We start from the raw sequence: 21,044 nt of genomic DNA on the forward strand, positions 1-21,044 counted from the left end.
TTGGTTTGGGTGAGTGACATCTGGTTGTATCCATATCTCATCATGCTTCATCGTCATGCTCTGCCCGCCTTCCGGCTCCAACGCTGCAAGGAATTAATGATCAGCAGCAGGATGAAAGAGACTAAAAGTAGCAGCAAAGCTACAGCTGTAGCACCTGCATAATCGAACTGCTCCAGCTTGGCCATGATGAGCAAGGGGGCAATCTCCGTTTTCATCGGCATATTACCTGAGATAAATACAACGGAGCCATATTCGCCAATGCCCCGGGCAAAGGCCAGAGCGAACCCGGTCAGCAGCGGCGGAATCAGATCCGGCAGCAGAATGGTACGGAATATCCGCCATCTTCCTGCTCCCAGTGTGGCAGCCGCTTCTTCCACCTCAGCCTCCAGCTCCTCCAACACTGGCTGCACTGTACGAACCACGAATGGAATACCGATAAACATCAGCGCCAGCGTAATTCCAGCCTGGGAGTAAGCGAGCTTAATACCCAAAGGCTCTACAAACTGTCCAATCCAGCCATTGCCGGCATAGATCGCCGTAAGAGCAACCCCTGCTACCGCCGTCGGCAAGGCAAAAGGCAAATCAATGACCGCATCAAACAGCCTTTTGCCAGGAAACTCATACCGAACAAGTACCCATGCCAGGAGTAATCCCAGCACGAGATCAATCAGTGCCGCTGCACCTGCGGTCAGAAAGCTGACCTGGAAGGATGCCAGCACCCTGGGATTGGTCGCAACCTCAATCATGGTTGCCCACGTCAGCCCTGTTGAGTTAAACAACAGCGCAGCCAGTGGAATAAGTACAACCAGGCTCAGGTAAAGCACACTGTAACCCATCGTTAATCCGAATCCCGGCAATGTGCGTCTTTGCGTCACCATCACCTTGCTCATGCACGTTCATCCTCTCTGCCTTCAGCCGGTGAGGCTGGTTGGCCGCTCACAGCGCGATTGATCGGGTGTTCATTGAATAGAGCAACCTTAGCTGCCCGGAACATAGATCTGGTCGAAGATACCACCATCATTGAAATGTTTGGCCTGAGTATCCCGCCATGTGCCGAATACATCTTTTAACGTGAACAGTTCAAGTGAAGGGAACTGATCTTTGAATTTTTCCTCCACGCTGTCCAGCGTTGGGCGGTAATAATTTTCAGCGGCAATCGTCTGTCCTTCTTCACTATACAAATATTTCAGATAGGCATCCGCTACGTCGCGGCTTCCTTTTTTGTCTGCATTTTTGTCCACAATTGCAACGGGCGGTTCAGCCAAGATACTAACCGAAGGTACGACAATGTCGAATTTGTCCGGACCCAGCTCTTTTACCGATAAGAAAGCTTCATTCTCCCAGGCAAGTAGCACATCCCCAATGCCACGTTCAACAAATGTCGTCGTAGATCCACGAGCACCCGAATCCAGCACAGGCGCATGCTTGAACAATTCGCCAACGAATTCCTTCGCTTTCTCCTCATCATTGTTATTATGTTTAAGGGCATATCCCCATGCCGCCAAGTAATTCCAACGCGCCCCGCCGGACGTTTTGGGATTCGGGGTGATGACTTGCGTATCCCCTTTGATCAGATCATCCCAGTCCTTAATGCCTTTTGGATTACCCTTACGTACAAGGAATACAATCGTAGAGGTATACGGAGAGCTGTTATGCTCGTATTTGTCCTGCCAACCTTCGTTAATCAAGCCTTTATCTTCAATCGCATCAATATCGTATCCCAATGCCAGCGTCACCACGTCTGCATCCAGTCCGTCAATCACAGAACGGCTCTGTTTGCCCGATCCCCCGTGAGATTGCTTGATCGTCACTTCCTGACCTTTCTCTTTCAACCAATGCGCCGCAAACGCTTTGTTATATTGTTCATAGAGCTCCCGTGTTGGATCGTAGGAAACATTCAGCAGTTCGATAGCCTTAGTCCCTTCCTTGCCACCTTCCGCTCCCCCTGATGTTCCTGCTGCACTGGACCCGCCGCTATCCGACCCGCATGCTGCCAGTACCCCTGTTAACACCAGTGCCAGACCAACCAGAATACCCTTGTGAATTCTCTTTTTCATCAAAAACACTCCCCCGATATCAATCTGCATGACTACCTCAGGCCGGCTGAACAGGATCGAACGCCCCGTAAAAAACAAGAAGACGGAGGAACCCCCGCGCACTTCTCCCCATAAAGTCATGCCGGCCCTGGGCCGTGCATGCTCCACCCGGAAAGGATGCGCTGCGGTGTTCCTCCGTCTATACGGTGAGAACGTTATTCTGTTCAGGTTGCATGGTTTATTATTCCTACCTGTTTAGTAAGTTATATACGTATAATAAAGGCAGTCTATATACCTGTCAAACGTTTTTTCCGATTTTTACCGGATTTCTGCACCATTGGCAAAAAAAGAGGAACAACGAACCACCGTCCGTTGTTCCCTTCAGCGAATCCCATGCTTCGCTGGCTATTGTAAACATGTACGGAATTGCACTGCCATGCCTGGTCCATTCCTCATCTGCCCGCATACCGGATATTCGGTACCGGCGGTGTGTTCATGCCTTCGCCCAGATAAAATCCGGTGTGTGGCGGCTGATTGTAGGCTACATTTTGCCAAGCGACGCCAAGACGGTATACCGGATCATGCATCAGCGTGTAGATGCGTTTGTCGGTAACTGCTGTTGTGGTATAGATCCGCAGCGCCGAACTGTCATTCGTCCGCCACACGACTTCCTCTCTCCAGTCCCCGAACAGATCGGCCTGGAGATTCGGCGTAGACTTGGTTCCGTTGTTGGAAGAAACGCCGGATGCGGTGAGCAGGTTCATCGTTGTGCTATTGGTATAATTCCACTTGTCGATTCGGTTGCTGTCCAGCAGTTCGCGGAGCAGGTCGCCATCCCACCAGATTCCAAAATTTGTGGAGGAAGGCAAGGTTGTCCCGATTTTCTGCCCTTTGGCTGTGTACAGGCTGCCATCTGCCCATACTTCGGCGCCTTTATATCTAGGATCAATATCTGCCGCCATGCCGCGTCCAATGTCCTTCGTTGTTTTGACACCCCAGATTAATTGGCCTGTACCTGCATCCCGGAACTCCACTCCGGCATTGGACGGTGTCTCATGAACCTGAAACACCTCAAGTCCAGGGCGGTCCGGGTCGAGGTCACTCAGATGCATGGCATCGCCATGATGAAGCCCTGTCGTATATAAGTCTTTGCCGTTATCATCCACCGCCATGGCGCCATAGACAATCTCATCTTTCCCATCCCCGTCTACATCCGCCACACTCAGATTGTGATTGCCCTGCCCGGCATAACCTGAGTTACCCGATGTGTTGGAATCAAATGTCCACTGTTTGGTCAGCTGTCCATTCCGCCAGTTATACGCCACGAGTACACTGCGCGTATAATACCCGCGAGCCATAACCAGACTTGGCCGCTCCCCATCCAGGTAAGCAATGGCAGCAAGGAATCGGTCCACCCGGTTGCCGTAGTTGTCTCCCCAGTCGGACACATTGCCACGAGCTGGTTCGTAGTTCACCGTGGAGAGCGCTTTGCCAGTCTGCCCATTGAAAACCGTCAGAAATTCGGGGCCAGATAATACATAACCGCTGGAATTGCGGTAATCCTTGCTTGCATCCCCGATGACCACGCCAGTGCCGTCCTTGGAGCCATCGGCTGTTTTCATCGCAACCTCGGCTTTGCCGTCACCGTCGAGATCGTACACCATGAACTGGGTGTAGTGAGCGCCGGCACGGATATTTTTGCCCAGACCAATTCGCCACAGGCGTGTTCCGTTTAATTTATAGGCGTCGATAAACACTTCCCCGGTATAACCGCTCTGGGAGTTATCCTTGGAGTTGGAAGGGTCCCACTTCACGATCAATTCATACTCACCATCACCATCCAGGTCACCTGCACTGGCATCGTTGGCACTGTAAGTGTAGGCTACTCCATCGGGCGTTGTCCCACCAGCGGGTACACTGAGCGGTACAGATAGATAGTTGTTGCCCCATACGCTCACTGCTGTTGAAGCAGCCTGCTCCGTTCCACTGACTACAGCGCGAACCGTATATTTGGAACTGCTTGTCCCGCTTGCATCCTGAAGGTTCGTGCTGTTTGTTATGGGTGTAGCGTTCACCTTGGTTCCATCCCGATAGACGTTAAACGATACATTCGATCCTTCTGTTCCCAGAAGCCGCCAACTGACAAACACTCCTGTCCCGGTCTTCACAGCCACCACACCGCGATCCAGATATTCCATCTGCCTTGCTCCCGCTGCATGTGTTACTTGTGTGTTGCTCAAGCCAAGCGAAGTGACCAATAATGCGGAACTCAGTAGTGATACTCCCGCTGTACGTAATATGCGCTTCCACAATGATGATCGATTCCCCATAAACAATTGCCTCCCCAATTGTAGTGGTAAGCCCGCTGCCCTTGTAGCGCCATCTTTAGTGTAAGCGCTTTAATATATTCATTTTAAATTAAACATATAATTCCATCTATAGGTCTAATTTAGTAATTAAATGATATGTACATAAAAAAGCCGAAGGATTTCTCCTTCGACTTTGTGAAATATATTACAGTGTACTTATATCCCTGCAATCAGATAATATATATATTGTATCTTTTCTATCTATAAGCAAGGAACATATCTTAATTCAGTAGCACCTCTTTTAGTTGAACACTTCTGCCACTCTCGTTTAATTTTTCAAGTAACTCTCTTGCGTCCCAAGAAAAAATTGGATTTTCTTTTAATTGATAATCACTTATAAATTGTTCGAAGCAAAGGAAATTCATTTCGATCTCTTTGATATCGAATAAAGTCATTACGTTATGTTTAACTTTCTGAACATCAGGATGCTCTTGGTCCGGGTGAAGTTGGATACTGAATAGGAGACACAGATTGGTTATAAAATGTTGATCTTCTCTACTTAATTCTTTTTCGATGCACCATTTCTCATATGGCGAAAGAGAATCTCCTACCAATTCTGTTAATCGGTCTTTCCAGTCTAACAATATTTCAATTCTCTTCTCAAGTTGTTCAACTTTTTGTTTAGTCATCCTGATACCTCACATCCATAGAATCAACTTAAATGAAACTATAATAATAACTGACTACCATAGTATATTAACCACTCAACAACTTGTCCAACGATTTGACCGGGAGCACCCTTAATTTGTTGTTGTATTGCACTTCTCGCACCTGCTGCAATCTCCCGAGTAGTCAAGTCTACTGCATATAAATATTCATCAAGTACTGAGAAAATTTTGTTTTTATTTTTTATTACAGTTTTTACAGTATCCTCATCAAAAATAGCTTCTAAAGCCCATCTTGTTACTGGATTATCAATTACACTCTCAAGTGCCTTTATCGCTAACTGAACCGCTTTAACTTTTACCCCTTGGATTTCAGTCACCGGTTCTACAACTGTTATTACGTTTGAATTAGGGGCAGTGGCCTGCGCTTTTTTCTCTATAATTTCTGATGATGATGCGTAAGCTGCAAATGGTGCGCTAATTGAGAAAAGAGTTGATACGGTTAGTAGACTTACAATCACTTTTTTTGTTTTTTTCCACATCAGGGTTCTATACCTCCATTTATGATTTTTCTGAGTTACTAAAAATGAATTCAAGTGGAGCGATATCTTCCTAGCCAAACTGATAAGTAAAATTAACATATTACATCTTTAGACTTATGGGTATGAACCCATGCATTTCCAAACCGTCTGAATTCATTGTACAATCACCTCCTTTAATACTATTTTAGTATCCTATGACAAATTTTTCATTTTGTTTAATGAGGCACAAAATGAAAATTTAATACGAGGTAACAATAAAAAAACCTCCTAGTTATTTAACTAGAAGGCTTCTTCACGATATAAGAGAATCGATATTAGATAAATTCAGAACTAGAATATTGATATCAAGTATTAATTCGCTGTAGCTCATTAATTAGCAATTGAAGCTTTTCTTTGTCTACAGATTTTTCACTACTAAAGCATTTTTCAAGAAAAACTATGACATATTTAATGAAATTGAGATCATTATTCTTTTGGATAGAGAAGTTTAATCCTTCTAAAATTCGATTTATTGCAATATCGCGATTGTGATTTAAATAGTATAGCGCCAATTCCCCTAAAAGTTTTGCATAATTTTGATCCATCATTGAAGAGTTGTATTGTCCAAATTCTGTCATGTATGTACGTAAGACAATGTAATCCGAGAAACGCTCTATAATATCATCAATATTCCAGTTAAACTTATTCGCTGCCTGAATGATATAACGTATTGCCAAAAATATCTCCTCAGGGTATTGCGTGATGTAATTTGCGTATTCTTTAACAACCTTCTGATCCCCAGATAACATCTGATAGAGATACTTATTAGCCAATGCCCATTCTTCGAATTGATTCAGCACACGTCGAGATTCTTCATCGTCCTCCCGAACCCAACTCTTTCCACTTGCATACAACCCCACAAGTTCTAATGCTTTGGTATAGTCTCCCTGCTCCTCAAATACCGTCGACTGAATTAACCAAGCATATAGTATATAAAAGTAAAGTGGTCGCACTGTTTGTTTACACTCCTGATTTCGTCGATCCACAATGTTAATTGAATCATATTGAATTTTGGCTAACTGTAACATCTTGTCAGCGATATCTTTAACTTCGCTCCATTTATTTACCGAACCAAAAACATGAATCAGATCTTTGAAGGCTTCCAGTTGATATCCCTCATCCAACCGGTCAACATAGGGCTCGAACAAGATAGCCGCCTTTAGATTTTCTTCCAGGTTCTCTCCTTGTCCAATTAAAAACAACCGATATTGACACATCGCAAGCCGTTCGGAATGCTGATATTTCTCAACTTCACTCACACTCTTATATAACAATGCCGCCGCAGACCGTTGATCTCGTTCAAACAATTGTTCCGCCATCTCATATAATTCTGTCGCATAATCCAGGTCGTCCAGTAGCCGATAAAGAATCTGTTCAATGCAGTCCAGCCGATTCAACTCCGCACTTCGGAGAATAAACGGTCTGATCCGCCGCATCGAGACGGAATAAGCGAAACATTCTTCCACATAGTCGGCAAAAAAATGATCCGCTACCACGCCCATTCCTGATGAGATCGCAATCAACTGACTCACCGATATGGGACGATTCCCATGTAAGATACGACTGATTGTGCCTGTATTGATGCCAGATACTTCCGAGAATCGGGAGAGCGTCATGCTGTTTTTTTCGATAAATTGGGTTAATTGCTCCCGAATTGAATTTGCAGGTTCCAAGGAAAGCACCACCCTTCGTGCAACATCCAGATTTTAGGTTTATTCACTATATATTCTGATCATAATGAACGTTCGAACGATGGTCAATAAAAAAATGTGATAATTGCCACTATTTTCAAGTTAATTGCATAAAAAAATTAAAATAAGCTGTAAAACCATGTGTTTCCCCATGATTTCACAGCTTGTAGACCAATTATTAAGATGTACTATTGCATCTGCACTTCTCACTTCACCGGATTACAACTTATACTACAGGCGCAATACATACCGGACGAGGCAGTTCCAGCTTGAACCCGTTATGCGTCAGACGTCCGTCTTCTTCGCTGATCTGGAAACCTACGAGATTATTGCTGTCCTGATTCGCCACGACTAGAATTCCACCTGGCAAAATATTAAAGTTACGTGGTGTCTGCCCAATCGTGGACGTCCACTCTACGGCTTCCAACTCCCCACTCTCCTGGTCAATATGGTAGAGTACAATGCTGTCATCTCCACGATTGGATGCATACAGGAAACGTCCACATGGTGATAAACGAATGTCTGCAGCGGTTCCCTCACCTTTATGTCCTTCTGGCAGTGTGGAAATATGCTGCACCGTAGTAAACTCCCCTCTGCGCTCATCGTATAGGAATGCCGTAACCGTGTTGTTCAATTCGTTGATTACATATGCCCACTTCGAGTTGGGGTGGAACACAAGATGCCTTGGCCCTGCGCCTGGTGGCTGATCCATCTCACGATGGGTAACCAGACGTCCCTCTTCCAACCGGTACACAATGATCTGATCCAGACCGAGGTCACACACGACAGCATATTGTCCAGACGGATCTGGCTGAATGGAGTGAGCATGCGGCCCTTCTTGGCGTTCTTCGTTGATTCCACTACCCGTGTGCTCTACCCACGCACTCATCTCACCAAGCGTCCCCTGATCGCCTACCGGAAATACATTGACACTGCCACTGCTATAGTTGGATGAGAACACCCACTGACCATCCTTGGAGACAGACACATAACATGGAGAAGCACCTCTGGTCTGCTTTCGATCCATCAGGTGCAGTTCACTCGTTGCCGCATCTCTCCGATACACCAACACCTCTCCCTCATCCGTCTCACTCGCCACATATAGACAGTTGCCATCCGGGCATAACGCCAGATAAGACGGATTATTCACGCCCTCCATGTGATTCACGATCCGCAGCTCTCCTGTATCCGCATTCAACGCACACAAGAATATTCCTGGTTCTTCCGCTGACGCATACGTACCTGTATAGAAAAGCGTTTCCTGCGTTGTGACTGGTTCCATGACTAAATCTCTCCCTTATCCTATATATTCACTATTCTGATTCTACCCACTGATATGTACTTACCCAATTCACGGGCAACTGCTTCACTTCCTGTAACTTGGCTCTCTAAATCGATTACATCCCTGGTGAGCGCTCTCATATCCGTTATTGACTCCCTTAACCCCTCTCACCATAATACAAAGTATGAGACCTAACAACAGACCACCCCTACAGCGTAAATCTGACGGATTTCGTATGCAAAAACTCATAGTGCTTCCGGACCCGCTGTTGCAAGAAGCTGCAGCTTATCCAGTCACGTCCGGGTTATATGTTACCGATATCGGTTACTTTCACGAAGCAGAGCATCATTACCGTGACCGTCCCGATGGTTGTGAATCACACATTCTGATGTACTGTGCCCAAGGTACAGGCTGGTATACGATGGATGGCAGCAAAACATATGATGTCCGCCCTGGGAACCTTGTCATATTGCCTGCACATATCCCTCATGTATATGGTGCCAACACAGCCGAACCATGGAGTATTTTCTGGATTCATCTGCGGGGGGAACACACTTTATCCTACATAGAACCATTGTTAACCCATCATATTACGACCATGCCACCGGCCAAGGCTCAAAAATGGCTTGAGCTGTTCCATGAATGTTACGGCGCGTTAGAGACAGGTTACTCCATGCAGACGATGACATATGCCTCCCAGATTATCGGTTATATGCTTGGTATGCTCGCTTATGGACCGGAGACGACCGGAACGGATAGTGGAATTGTAAGCAGCAAACGTGCGGCTGAACAATCCGTTCAATATATGCTGGAGCACTTGGAGAACGGAATCACCCTCAAGGAATTGGCGGCACATGCGCGGCTGTCTGTCCCCCATTATTCTCAGTTGTTCAAGCAAGCTACCGGGCATTCGCCCATCGATTATTTCCTGCGGCTCAAGATCCAGCATTCCTGCCGCTATCTGGATTTTACCGATTGGACCGTGAAGCAGATCAGTTCCGAGCTTGGATTCAAGGACCCATACTACTTTTCACGTCTGTTCAGCAAAATGATGGGACGTTCACCCACGGATTATCGAAATCAATCCAAAGGTTAGAAGATATGCATTCACAGTGCTTCACTAATAAGTTTTAGAATTATCGTCTTCAATTCGATTGGAAAATTGCAGCAACCTTTTGAACAGAAGGGTCGTCTATAGGGGCAAATAACTTTTATATAAAGGGATCATCCCTGGAAAAGTGAGGCGAACCATCATGAAAAAAAATATACTTGCGACATTAACTGCGGGAGCCCTGCTCACGCTGTCTCTAAGTGCAGGCCCGATCAACGCAGCGCAGGCCCAATTCACAGATATTCAAGGTATCGCAGGAGCAGACAAAATCGAATCTCTCCATCAGGATGGATTCATCAAAGGTGTGAGCGACAGCTTGTTTAAACCTGAACTGGAGTTAAATACCGCTCAGGGTATTCAACTGATTGCGGACGGACTGAATCTTAATCTGGACACGATTCGTTTTATCAAAATGCCAGTGCCAAGTGACCACTTCGCCAATGTAAAAGATGGCGTATGGTACAGTGATGCATTTATCCGCGCTCAATATAATGGCATTCAGATGTCACAGGATATTGATCCGTCCAAACCGCTCACTCGTGAACAATTCACATTGTTCCTGATGCAAGGTATCGAGTCCAGAGGCGGTCTGCCGATGATTAATATCAAACCCGTGGACATTACCGACGAACAGGAACTTACGCCAGAGTATCAAGGTGCCATCCAACGTTCACTCGTTCTCAAGATCAATGAACTGGATGCTGAAGGAAACTTCAATCCCAAACAACCGATTACCCGTGCCGAATCAGCTGTTATGATGTATAACGCAATCGAGTACATGGAATCGTTCCATGCACCACAAATCCCGGAAACCCCTGAGAAGTAATTATCTCATCGTGGAGGCTGCGAACTCACTTGAGTGGTGAATCTGCTCGATTGGAGCGCCCGTGAGTGGACTTCACCACAGAACCTCCATATACCAAACAGCCGCACCTTCCCTCAGCAGGAAAGTACGGCTGTTTGTATTATACCTATATCACTGATGTAATCATCAGGTTTAACTTTCTAACTTAGAAAGAACCTTTAACAACAACCTCAGACAATGGCAAACGTCCTGACGGGCGAGCTGGCTGTGCCGCTTTACCTACAGTGATCAACAACGTTGGCACAAATCGTGCAGGAATGTTGAAGGTCTCGATCAGTTTTTGTGGATTATATCCACCGATTGGACAGGTATCATAACCTAGGGAGCGTGCAGCAAGCATAATATTTTGGGAAGCAAAGGATGCATTGCGGATCGCTTCATCACGAGCGATTTGCGGACTTTGGTAAGCACCGTTGATCTGTCCAACCAATGCGTCACGAACCTCAGCAGTCAGTGCGCCTGCTTCAACAGCTTGATCGTAGATTACGGTATTACGGTTCGCTTCCAAATCTCCGAGAACAGCAATCGTAACTGAACTTTCCACGATCTGAGTTTGACCGTAAGCAACTGGCAGCAATTTCGCTTTGTCTGCTTCGGATTCAATCACGAGGAATCTCCAGTGTTGCAGGTTCCATGAAGATGGTGCTTCCGCAGCTGCTGTCAAAATCGCATTGAGATCAGCTTCAGGCAATTCAAACCCTTTTTCGTACTTTTTGACAGCATGGCGTTCACTAATGACGCGAAGTGTTTCATTTTTTTCAATGCCTGACATGTGTTCCACTCCCCAAAATCTATTTTTGTTTGTGTTCTTCTTCTACTTTCGCAAAGGATCTTGAAGTCTACTCTACCGAGTATTTGCCTTCCGAAAATAACATCAGCGCAGACGATCTCTCCTCATCTGTGTTCACGTTATGCCCGGAATCGCTTTACAACCATCGATGGATCTTTCACCGGAGCATAAGCCCACACCATAACCAGTCGACCACATGAATCTTACCACCATGCCTGACTAAACCAAGGCCATATCTCAAAAGACCTTTAATTATGGAATCTGTCAGGACTTCTCTTTTACAGACAATCCGTCTAATGCTAAGTCACATGCATCTCCACGACCTATACGTTCTTTCACATCCTGGATGGAAATACAGTCAAAATAAGCGCTGAGCGCCTCTTCGCCTCCGTTATAAATGTTCCCCATCACATCCTGCATATTGGAAGATACTACGCACGATGAACCGGACTCCCCTGAACACCAGCTTGGACCGAGTGAACCGCCAGCTACCAGTCTGTACAATTCGCCAAGCTTAATCTCTTCACTTGGACGGCTAAGCAAGTATCCACCATGAGCACCTTCCTTCGTTGTCAGGTAACCATGCTTGCGCAGAACACTAAGCACCTTACGAACTCTGGCCGGGTGTGTACCCACACTCTGGGACAAATCTTCACTATTGGCCATACACTCATCTCTCATCGACAGAAAAACAAGACAATGTACCGCTATGGTAAATTCGCTGTTCATTACTTACTCCCTTCCCGGCTTACAACACCGATGAACTTCACCCAAGGTAAGTATAACTGTCATTATATGAATAACAGTTATGTTTGTCAACTTTCAATCAGGATGGGGATCACATGTGTTTTTTCCTGTTATACCAATACTTACAGCTCATCAACAAGATCAATCGAAGATTAACATCCTGTCTGCATTTAATTCAAAAAGAACAAAAAAGTGAGCCTTTCGCTACGCGAAGGGCTCCAATAAGATAGACATATGAAAGGGCTTACGTGATTATTATAATCGGTAATCTTCATTTTGAAAACGCTTTTTTTGTAAAGTGCATCATTATTTAAATTTTTTTTATTGGAACAAAGTGAAAACTGGGTATTGCTAAAACTAATGTCATTAGTTATTATACTAATATCATTAGTTTTAAGGAGGGTTTATTGATGCGCATCACTCGAGAATTTGATGTCGTTCAAGTTACATTTTTTCCAAGACTCTTCCCTGTGAACGTATACCTCGTTGAAGAGGAAGATGGATTAATCCTTATTGATGCCGGAATCCCCTTCAGTCTTAAAGGGATTTTGGCAACTGCCCAACCCCTTGGGAAGCCGATTACCAAGATCATTCTGACACACGCGCATAGCGACCATATTGGCGCATTGGATTACCTCACAGAAGCACTGCCCCAAGCTGAGGTCTTCATCTCCAGACGAGATGCACCGCTATTGGCGGGAGATACCTCACTGCTTCCAGATGAGCCACAGACCCCGGTACGCGGCGGCGTGCCCAAGCCCAAAGCGGTGCGTACCCAGCCAGACCACTTGCTGGATGACGGTGACTCGATTGGATCGCTCGTAGCCATTGCCACACCGGGCCATACGCCGGGGCATATGTCCTTCATGGATACGCGCAGCCGCGCGCTCATCGCTGGCGACGCGTACCAGCTGCAAGGCGGCCTTGCCGTATCCGGCCGCGTGCGCCCACTCTTCCCGTTCCCCGCGCTGGCGACGTGGAACCGCGAAGCGGCTCTGGCCAGCGCGAAGCGCCTGGCGGAGCTGGAACCGTCCGTGCTGGCTGTAGGCCACGGACGGATGCTGCGCCAGCCCGCGGCCGCCATGCGCGCGGCAACCGCTGATGCTCAGCAGCGGTTCGATCTTGCCGGGGGGCAACGATGAGCCCGCGGCAAGGGCTGGATCGCGGCGCTCTGCTCAGCGCCGCCGCCCAGCTTGCTGACAGCGACGGCTTTCAGGCGCTGACACTGGCCGCACTCGCCCAGCGTCTGGATGTGCGCTCGCCGTCGCTCTACAACCACATCAGCGGACTTCCCGGGCTTCGCCAGGAAATGGCGCTGATGTCCGTGCAACAGCTCAGCCGCGCATTAACCGCGGCTATCGCTGACCGCACTGGCGATGATGCCATTCAGGCCATCGCCGCGGCATACATTGGCTTCGTCCGCGAGCACCCCGGGCTCTACGAAGCCTCATTCCATGCTCCGGACCGCGAGGAGCCACAGCTCGCCGCGGCCAGCACAGCCACGCTGGAGTTGCTGCTGCACAGCTTGCAGCCCTACCCGCTAACCGAAGCGGAAGCATTACACGCCGTTCGTGGTTTGCGCAGCCTCTGCCATGGATTTGCCTCCATTGAGGCACAAGGCGGCTTCGGCATGGACTTTGACCCTGACGAAAGTCTGCGTCTGACCGTATCCGCCTTTCTCCACGGACTACGGCATCTTCACCGGGACTAGTAAACACAAGTTGCATCATGAAAAAGGACTGCAGATCCGCTGCAGTCCTTTTTGCATTGCTGTGTACGGGACAGCCCCTAGATTTAACAGTAATAATGGTATAGTTACGCCCATTACTTTTAACACAGAAGAAAAAAAGGGTGCCACGGTTGCGTCTTAACATGATCGGTGCCCTCTGACTGAAGTCTAACGAACCGAGGACACTCTAAAACGGCGAATAGAGGGACTAACAAAAGCTAACGAATCTCACACATCCTATTTCGCAGAAAACTGACAGTTGGACAGGCAAAATAAGCATATTTGCGCAATTAACGTGTCTGTGATTCGTTACATTTGCCAACGTACTCCATTGGGCCGAATAAGATGTGCTGGGTTCGTTAGAACGTGCTGCGTACGATACTTCAGATCATGTTCACGCCACGCCGCCCGCAGTGGGATGATTCTTTTCACCGATCCAGCGACAAACCCAATTCTTCATGGTGGTAAGGGTCTTCCCTTCGAGCTACCCAAATCGCATCGTACATATCAATCAAGATTCTGCCTGATATGCATCGCGCTCCAACCACACTTTTACCCCTCACATCTACGCACTTCTCTAATATGTACATCTCCCGTTCCTCAGCCGGCTAGAACGGCCTCTCGCCGTCTGTTCCCCATCCGAACGTTTTTCTTTACAACCACCCTACGGCCATTGCTGCCGACTATCCTGCACTTCCTCCAAAATATGCTTCATCACTGGCACGTACACCTTCCAGTAGAACATGTCAGGAATATCTTTCTGATCTGGCGTAAGCTTGGACCGGACGACCTCCCATCCCCGGATTCGGCGCCAGAAGGAATAATGCTTCATCTCTCCGAATGACCCTGCCATGTAATACGATCGATTATAATCGTCGTAGCGGACAAGTGCAGCAAATTCCGTTGGTACTCCAGCATGCTCCAGCTTCTGCTCGCCTATCTTCGTCATATCAGTCTTGTACCAAGCCAATATGGAATCCCGCTGTTGCGGCAGAATGATATCAAACCATCCACCGTAATGAATATCCGTGGTTATGCCGCTCCAATCCCTGCCTTCTGGTGTGAATGCAACCTGTACATCCTCTGTCTTCACATCCGGGCCTTTTTCCAGCACGATGACCTGCCCATCTATATGAACTAGCAGAATACCAGCTCCGGCATAAGGCCATTTCTTCTTCTCCCGCTGCTCATAATTTGCCCGAACCCACCGGGGGACTTCTTCCAAGCTTTGCAGGTTAGATACCGACTTCCCTTGCCAACCACTGCTGTTCACTCCCAGGATGGGATACAGCTGCTCCCTAGTCATCTTCGAAGCCGTATTGGCCATTGCGCTGTATTCGGCGACAACCGTTACCCCTTTATATGCAGCTTCGCGAATCTTCTGCACATCATATATCGTGAGTCCTTCATAGATTCCGTCTTGTTTCCGTTTATTCTCCTGTGCAGACAGACTGCTCCGATTCGCCGTCAGATAGATCAGATCCGTGTCTGTCACCTCATCCGGCAGCAGTTGCTTCAACCGTGGAAGCCCGTTCTGAATATCATAGCCGTAATAATCCTCTTCATACGAGTAATGTTCCCCGGTGTGCTGTACAATCTTCTGCTGATTCAGAAGCCAGACCAGTCCCTTGTGCCCCTGATAGGACAAGTCCGGTTTGCTCTTGTCTATAATCATAATGTTCAGCGGAACAGGGGCCTGGGATTGCCACATAATCCAGGGGACAACCAGCACCACCGATACCACTGTAAAACAAGCCAGCGTCCACATCGTAACTGGCCTGTAACTTTTTTTCATGAAGCGTCTTCCTCCTTGCTCTGTTCCAAGGTATACACAGTCTTCCCAGCAGATTACCCTGATCCAATCCTAATGTTCTTCTCTTCTTCCTTCTTCAATCCGATAGCCTGCACAAGGCCAAACATACGGAATATATTGTTCAGTGGTCTGAACCAGAACATCTCCGTACATGCATACAATAGCAGATGCGTCACCTCTCTGGAAGTGTATGCTTAGCGTGAACACCATATCTCGAACATCACTGCACTCGCGGATAACACACGATCGCTCCCAGTTCCAACACAGGCACCAACAATTCGATCAAAATAAAATTAGCTATCTTAACAACTCACGCCATAACCGGGTACTTCCACCCTGCAGATCGAATCGTGAATATATATAATACGGCCACGTTCCCCGATTAGCTTCATACGTTTCTGTAACCGCATCACCAGTTCAACCTTCTGCATGTAATTCCTGTATCCGTGTTGTCGTCACTTTTCCCCTTAATCGAATAAACGGCCTTACAACGGGCACAATAATACAAAATTTTCAAATACACCCTGTGAATACATATCGGGTATATGATACACTAAGCTTTCTATCGGTTATATGCGATTGTGATATAATAGGAACTGAAAATTCCGGCAATTCACACTGAGTTCCGGATCTACGGATAATATATTATTCCAGAAAGAGGGAGTTCTACGTGGCTCAAATCAGTCCGTACTACCTGCAAATTGGAGCAACCGTGGGCATGCTCGTCATGGCACTGCTTGCCATCTTCATCCGCATGAAAGCCAGTCACAGACCGGTGACCATTCGCAAAATCCTTATTCCACCGCTGGGCATGAGTACAGGATTTCTCATGTTTGTTGTACCGGCAACACATGTTCCTTTACTCTGGGCATTCATTGCGTTTTTGGTGGGCTGGTTCCTTTTCTCCTATCCCCTCATTCGCAGTACACGGTTTGAACGAGTAGGCGAAGAGATTTTCGCCACGCGCTCCCGCAGCTTTGCTTTCATTCTGCTCGGATTGCTAGCCGTACGTTTAATTCTGCATGAAGTCATCCAGCGATATGTAAGCATTCCGCAAACGGGCGGACTATTCTTCCTATTGGCCTTCGGCATGATTGTACGCTGGCGTGTATATATGTACAAACACTACAAAGAAGTGCTGGTTGCCGAACACTAGTCACCCTAAGCACCTGCACAGATTTACAGATAAAAAGACACGTTCTGCCACACCATCGATGTGAAGAACGTGTCTTTTCGTTTACATCTACTTATTAAATGTAAAACCATGCGATATCATCTATTCAGGATCTGCAACCTTAACCAACTGCTTGCCCAGATTATCTCCAGAGAATAGGCCCATGAATGCTTCCGGCGTCTGTTCAAACCCGTCCACAATGTTTTCTTCATACTGGAGATGACCTTCCTTGATCCATTTCGCCAACTTGGCGCGGCCTTCCTTGAAGGATTTGGTGTAGTCACCCAACAGGAAACCTTTCATTAATGCTGTATTGGTTAAGAGCAACGTCTGTGGCCGCATCCCGATATCCGGTTTCTCCAGATTATAAGACGATATCTGACCGCATAACGGAATACGTGCATTCCGATTGATGTGACGCAAGACTGCATCCGAGATGTCGCCGCCCACATTGTCGAAGTAGACGTCCACGCCATCCGGGCAAGCCCGTTCAATGGCCGCTGACATATCCTGCTCCTTCTTGTAGTTCAACACCACGTCGAAGCCCAGTTTTTCTTTCAAATAAACGCATTTCTCATCGGAGCCTGCAATGCCGACCACGCGCGCTCCTACGATTTTACCAATCTGACCTGCGATCATGCCTACCGCTCCGGCTGCTCCCGATACAACGACCGTTTCGCCGTCCTTCGGTTTGCCGATGTCTTCCATACCAAAATAAGCCGTCAGACCCGTCAGGCCCAGCGCACCCAGGTATGCCGTGATTGGTGCCTCTTCAGTATCAATCAGCGAAAGATCCGTCGTATTCACTGCAGCATATTGCTGCCAGCCCCACATGCCGGATACGAGATCTCCTTTGCGCAGATTGGGTTCCGAAGATTCCACCACCTGCCCAATGGCCCCACCCTTAATCACTTCATTCAACGCGTAGGGTGCAGCATAGGATTTTGTATCTTTCATGCGGCCCCGCATGTACGGATCGACCGACAAATATAATGTACGTACCAGGACTTGCCCAGCTTCCGGTTCAGGAAGAGGTGCATCAATGAATTTGAAATTTTCTCTGGATGGGGCACCTTCGGGACGAGACGCAAGTACGATCTGTTTATTTATAGACACCAAAATTACCTCCTTGTTGCCAAGTGGACGCAAGGTTAACCCTTGTCAGCTGAGATCACTCACCACTGGCTCTATGTTATCACTTCTTATTAGTTTAAACCGAAACAGGCGGATCACAAACGTGGGCCGCCTTGAAATATGCAAATATCGTCACATGGTAGCTGCCCTTAGCTATTATTGTGCTGTCAAAATCACAGGACCGTCTGCTGTGATCGCAATCGTATGTTCATACTGGGCAGACAGACTTCCATCCATAGTACGCGCAGTCCATCCATCCGAATCCAGCTTGCTGCGGTACGTGCCGATGTTCAGCATCGGTTCGATCGTAATAACCATGCCTTCCTTCAGACGTGGGCCCCGATGTGGCGGACCATAGTGAGGCACTTGTGGTTCCTCATGCATCTTCTCACCAATGCCATGTCCAATAAACTCACGTACAACCGACAGACCTTCACCCTCTGCATAGACTTGAATGGCATGAGAGATATCTCCAATTCGGTTGCCCACTACGGCAAGTTCAATGCCTTTGTACAGAGAGTTTTTGGTTACATCCAGCAAATGTTGCGCTTCTGGAGTCACTTCACCTACGGCATAAGACCAGGCCGAGTCGGCCAACCAGCCATTCAGATTAACCACCATGTCGATGGTAACGATATCGCCGTCTTTCAATGCATATTTTCCCGGAAAACCGTGACAGATTACATCATTAACCGACGCACATGTCGCATATTGGTATCCGTTGTACCCCTTTTGTTCCGGCGTAGCGCCATTTTTCTTCATAAACGCCTCTGCAAACTGGTCGATCTCCTGTGTCGTGATGCCCGGACGAATCATTTTTGCAATTTCTCTATGGCACGCGGCGAGAATTTCTCCGGCTTTTTTCATATATTCAATCTGTTCTTTGGTCTTCAACGTAATCATAACAACTACTCCTTGTCCGTTAAAATCTTATCCTGTCCTCTATTGTAACGCTAAACGCTCAAAATAAAAAATTCCGTGTAATCAGCAACATCCTATTATACGCCAAGCTCTTGTCCAATGAATACAATTATCCATAAAAAACTCGAAACCCCTTCTAATCTGGCCACGTATATGGTTAAAACAGTTGAAGTCGAAAGGGTGAAAGCTCATGTTCAAAAAAATTATCGGCAAACTACTCGATTCCAAATCTTCATCTCACCGTAAACGTTACAGCTCCTCGGACAGGCGCTCGTATAAACGTCACAGCAGTTCCTCCGGCAAGCGTTCCTACAAGCGCTATTCTTCCTCGGATGTGAAATACCGGGATAACCGCAGTGGTTCCGGTTATTACAAAAGCAGAAAATACAGCTCCAGCTAAGCGGCTTCCACTCCTAATACTAAAGAGTAATCATCGGTCAGCTCAGTGTACGCGACCATATATCAATGATGTAACAAAAACAAAGGGGTGTTCGTTAGCCATACACACGGCTAACAGAACACCCCTTATTGTTTCTTTATGAGTATGTATCAATTTTGCTGATTTTGATGTCGCAGTGCCTCAATGTAGCAGATTCGCTTATCCATCGAGAACGAGTAATACACTTTAAATTTGTCAACTAATATCCGGTACGTCCCTTGCCAGGATGGTTCCTGAGCTGGCATGGATTCCGCCATGACAGCTACCTTCATCTCAATTCTCCGAACTAGTTCAATCTTATAGAGCTTTGTTTCTTCCTGAGTGAAACGAACACTCCCAATTTGAGCGAGAGCCTATCTTGCGGAAGGTGTCCACTGGATCAACATCTATAAATCCCCTTTTTCAATTGCGTCAATGATATCATCTGTAGAGTAGACCCTACCCGAAGAAATATCCTTTTTAGCTTGCATAATTAAAGTTTTGAGTTCGTGATCACTTTCTATTTCTTCCTGAACGACGTTTTCCAGCGGCTTGATTAAATAATGCTTTCCTTCAATATCCACTATGGTATCTTTTTTGCTATGAAACCACGTTTTGAATAATTCGGCATGATCGCCTTCCAGTTTCTTAAGCATATGATGAATCGCCTCCTTCAACGTATAATTGTTATTCATTATATCATTCACCCCACTGTTTTGTACGTTATGCATGTATCAGTAAAAAGGAAAAAGACCCCTATATCATACGAAGAGGTCACGAATAACAAATATAGGTCCACCCATAAAGCTTATTTCACTTGTTTCATCTTACCTTCACCAACACTCGTTCCATTTCTGCCCGTAACTCCATCGCTCCGCCTTCATAACCCGGACGCAGTCCAAGGAGTCGTTCCAGCATCTGATGCAATTCCGGCGTAAGCTTCAGTTCCTCCTGCCAGCTGGCGGGTTCACGGCCCTTCTCTGGCTCATAAGCCGAATACAGCATAAAAAGGAGAAAGTGGCCGATATCCTGCAGATCATGATCCGGTGTAGCCGGTTCATCTTCAGGCTCAGGCACTTCACGCATACGTCGCTTTAGCTCTGGCAACAACGGCTCCCCCAAGCGTCTTGCCAGGCCAAAGTCAATCAGATGCACCGTCCCTTCACGTAAAATAACATTGGGAATCCGTACATCTCCATGAATATATCCCTGCTCATGCACATAAGCCACCGGAGCCAGCAGTTGACCTGCAAGTTCCAGACATTCCCGCTCCGTATATCGAAGACCTTGCTCAAATATGCAATCTTCCAGGGTCTGTCCACGAATATACTCGGTAACGATATAACTTCTTCTCCCGGATGTGAACATATCCAATAGATCAGGGATTGCTGGATGATGCAGACGTTTCATCACGTCCGCCTCCCGTTCCAGCAGGTTCACCGCGAGTCTTCCCTTGCTGGGCTTGGACTCCTTCAACGCCACTTCCCTGCCAGTCTGCTCATCTGTACACAGGTATGTCAGCCCGTAGCTCCCCATGCCCAGCAATTCCTGTATTGTATATCGCTCGGCAAGGGTCGTCCCCTTCCGCTGAGCACGGTCCGTCCACAGTCCGAGCAATCTTTGCCAACTTCGTCGCAGCTCCACAGATCCTCCCACGCCAGCTTTCCGATCTCATCCCGGTCTGGTTCTATACCGAGTGATTCATTGCCAGTCTTCATGTTGTATGGAGCTTATTATATCAGGCCGATCATGCAAAATCACGACGGGCAATGGTCTGT

General features: G+C 47.1%; 21 protein-coding genes. 6 read left to right on the forward strand and 15 right to left on the reverse strand.

Annotated elements, in window-relative coordinates; genetic code table 11:
- Positions 1-53: 53 nt before the first annotated feature.
- From cysT to MHH93_RS20430, 7 genes are all read right to left on the reverse strand, one after another.
- Positions 54-890: a sulfate ABC transporter permease subunit CysT gene (cysT, locus tag MHH93_RS20400; protein WP_091018517.1), complete on the reverse strand. Its 837-nt coding sequence runs from the start codon at positions 888-890 to the stop codon at positions 54-56.
- An 87-nt stretch (positions 891-977) separates the two neighbouring features.
- Positions 978-2,057, reverse strand: a complete 1,080-nt coding sequence (locus MHH93_RS20405; RefSeq protein WP_500055518.1) for a sulfate ABC transporter substrate-binding protein — start codon at positions 2,055-2,057, stop codon at positions 978-980.
- Positions 2,058-2,488: 431 nt separating this feature from the next.
- Positions 2,489-4,366 carry a rhamnogalacturonan lyase gene (locus tag MHH93_RS20410; protein ID WP_500055519.1) on the reverse strand — a complete coding sequence of 626 codons (1,878 nt, stop codon included), beginning with the start codon at positions 4,364-4,366 and terminating at the stop codon, positions 2,489-2,491.
- 260 nt (positions 4,367-4,626) lie between these two features.
- Positions 4,627-5,034, reverse strand: a complete 408-nt coding sequence (locus tag MHH93_RS20415; RefSeq protein WP_440391740.1) for a hypothetical protein — start codon at positions 5,032-5,034, stop codon at positions 4,627-4,629.
- Between the two features lie 38 nt (positions 5,035-5,072).
- The gene (locus tag MHH93_RS20420) at positions 5,073-5,552 is read right to left on the reverse strand and encodes a YqxI family protein (protein ID WP_440391741.1); all 480 of its coding nucleotides are present in this window, start codon (positions 5,550-5,552) and stop codon (positions 5,073-5,075) included.
- Between the two features lie 344 nt (positions 5,553-5,896).
- Positions 5,897-7,264: a helix-turn-helix domain-containing protein gene (locus MHH93_RS20425; protein ID WP_500055521.1), complete on the reverse strand. Its 1,368-nt coding sequence runs from the start codon at positions 7,262-7,264 to the stop codon at positions 5,897-5,899.
- 244 nt (positions 7,265-7,508) lie between these two features.
- The gene (locus MHH93_RS20430; RefSeq protein ID WP_500055522.1) at positions 7,509-8,564 is read right to left on the reverse strand and encodes a lactonase family protein; all 1,056 of its coding nucleotides are present in this window, start codon (positions 8,562-8,564) and stop codon (positions 7,509-7,511) included.
- Between the two features lie 235 nt (positions 8,565-8,799).
- Here MHH93_RS20430 and MHH93_RS20435 point away from each other — a divergent pair, with 235 nt between their 5' ends.
- The gene (locus MHH93_RS20435) at positions 8,800-9,660 is read left to right on the forward strand and encodes an AraC family transcriptional regulator (protein ID WP_500055523.1); all 861 of its coding nucleotides are present in this window, start codon (positions 8,800-8,802) and stop codon (positions 9,658-9,660) included.
- A 157-nt stretch (positions 9,661-9,817) separates the two neighbouring features.
- A complete protein-coding gene (locus tag MHH93_RS20440; protein ID WP_500055524.1) occupies positions 9,818-10,501 on the forward strand; it encodes an S-layer homology domain-containing protein in 684 nt (227 codons plus the stop codon).
- A gap of 184 nt (positions 10,502-10,685) precedes the next feature.
- On the opposite strand, the gene MHH93_RS20445 is transcribed toward MHH93_RS20440, so the two are convergent.
- Positions 10,686-11,312, reverse strand: coding sequence for a nitroreductase family protein (locus tag MHH93_RS20445; RefSeq protein ID WP_500055525.1), 627 nt, complete (start codon positions 11,310-11,312; stop codon positions 10,686-10,688).
- Between the two features lie 282 nt (positions 11,313-11,594).
- On the reverse strand, positions 11,595-12,059 hold the full coding sequence (locus MHH93_RS20450) for an Rrf2 family transcriptional regulator (RefSeq protein ID WP_500055526.1): 465 nt from the start codon (positions 12,057-12,059) through the stop codon (positions 11,595-11,597).
- Positions 12,060-12,487: 428 nt separating this feature from the next.
- Here MHH93_RS20450 and MHH93_RS20455 point away from each other — a divergent pair, with 428 nt between their 5' ends.
- Both MHH93_RS20455 and MHH93_RS20460 read left to right on the forward strand, forming a co-directional pair.
- Positions 12,488-13,219, forward strand: coding sequence for an MBL fold metallo-hydrolase (locus tag MHH93_RS20455; protein ID WP_500055527.1), 732 nt, complete (start codon positions 12,488-12,490; stop codon positions 13,217-13,219).
- Positions 13,216-13,788, forward strand: coding sequence for a TetR/AcrR family transcriptional regulator (locus MHH93_RS20460; RefSeq protein ID WP_500055528.1), 573 nt, complete (start codon positions 13,216-13,218; stop codon positions 13,786-13,788). Before MHH93_RS20455 ends, MHH93_RS20460 begins: the two co-directional genes overlap by 4 nt.
- Positions 13,789-14,470: 682 nt before the next feature.
- Here the strand turns inward: MHH93_RS20460 and MHH93_RS20465 are convergent.
- A complete protein-coding gene (locus tag MHH93_RS20465; protein ID WP_500055529.1) occupies positions 14,471-15,601 on the reverse strand; it encodes a hypothetical protein in 1,131 nt (376 codons plus the stop codon).
- Positions 15,602-16,289: 688 nt separating this feature from the next.
- On the opposite strand from MHH93_RS20465, the gene MHH93_RS20470 reads away from it, so the two are divergent.
- Complete coding sequence (locus MHH93_RS20470; RefSeq protein ID WP_179088578.1) at positions 16,290-16,775, forward strand: CcdC family protein; 486 nt, start codon at positions 16,290-16,292, stop codon at positions 16,773-16,775.
- 120 nt (positions 16,776-16,895) lie between these two features.
- Here MHH93_RS20470 and MHH93_RS20475 read toward each other — a convergent pair whose 3' ends face one another.
- Positions 16,896-17,909 (reverse strand): NADP-dependent oxidoreductase, encoded by a 1,014-nt coding sequence (locus tag MHH93_RS20475; RefSeq protein ID WP_500055530.1) that lies wholly within the window; start codon positions 17,907-17,909, stop codon positions 16,896-16,898.
- 174 nt (positions 17,910-18,083) lie between these two features.
- A complete protein-coding gene (gene map, locus MHH93_RS20480; RefSeq protein WP_339304469.1) occupies positions 18,084-18,830 on the reverse strand; it encodes a type I methionyl aminopeptidase in 747 nt (248 codons plus the stop codon).
- Between the two features lie 208 nt (positions 18,831-19,038).
- Here map and MHH93_RS20485 point away from each other — a divergent pair, with 208 nt between their 5' ends.
- On the forward strand, positions 19,039-19,248 hold the full coding sequence (locus tag MHH93_RS20485) for a hypothetical protein (RefSeq protein ID WP_500055531.1): 210 nt from the start codon (positions 19,039-19,041) through the stop codon (positions 19,246-19,248).
- Between the two features lie 149 nt (positions 19,249-19,397).
- Here the strand turns inward: MHH93_RS20485 and MHH93_RS20490 are convergent, their stop codons facing one another.
- From MHH93_RS20490 to MHH93_RS20500, 3 genes are all read right to left on the reverse strand, one after another.
- Complete coding sequence (locus MHH93_RS20490) at positions 19,398-19,559, reverse strand: hypothetical protein (protein WP_500055532.1); 162 nt, start codon at positions 19,557-19,559, stop codon at positions 19,398-19,400.
- Between the two features lie 114 nt (positions 19,560-19,673).
- Complete coding sequence (locus tag MHH93_RS20495) at positions 19,674-19,922, reverse strand: hypothetical protein (protein ID WP_500055533.1); 249 nt, start codon at positions 19,920-19,922, stop codon at positions 19,674-19,676.
- 166 nt (positions 19,923-20,088) lie between these two features.
- Positions 20,089-20,910, reverse strand: coding sequence for a serine/threonine protein kinase (locus tag MHH93_RS20500; RefSeq protein WP_500055534.1), 822 nt, complete (start codon positions 20,908-20,910; stop codon positions 20,089-20,091).
- Positions 20,911-21,044 lie beyond the last annotated feature (134 nt).

This window comes from Priestia sp. FSL H7-0729 (assembly GCF_038005685.1).
Classification (GTDB): Bacteria; Bacillota; Bacilli; order Paenibacillales; family Paenibacillaceae; genus Paenibacillus.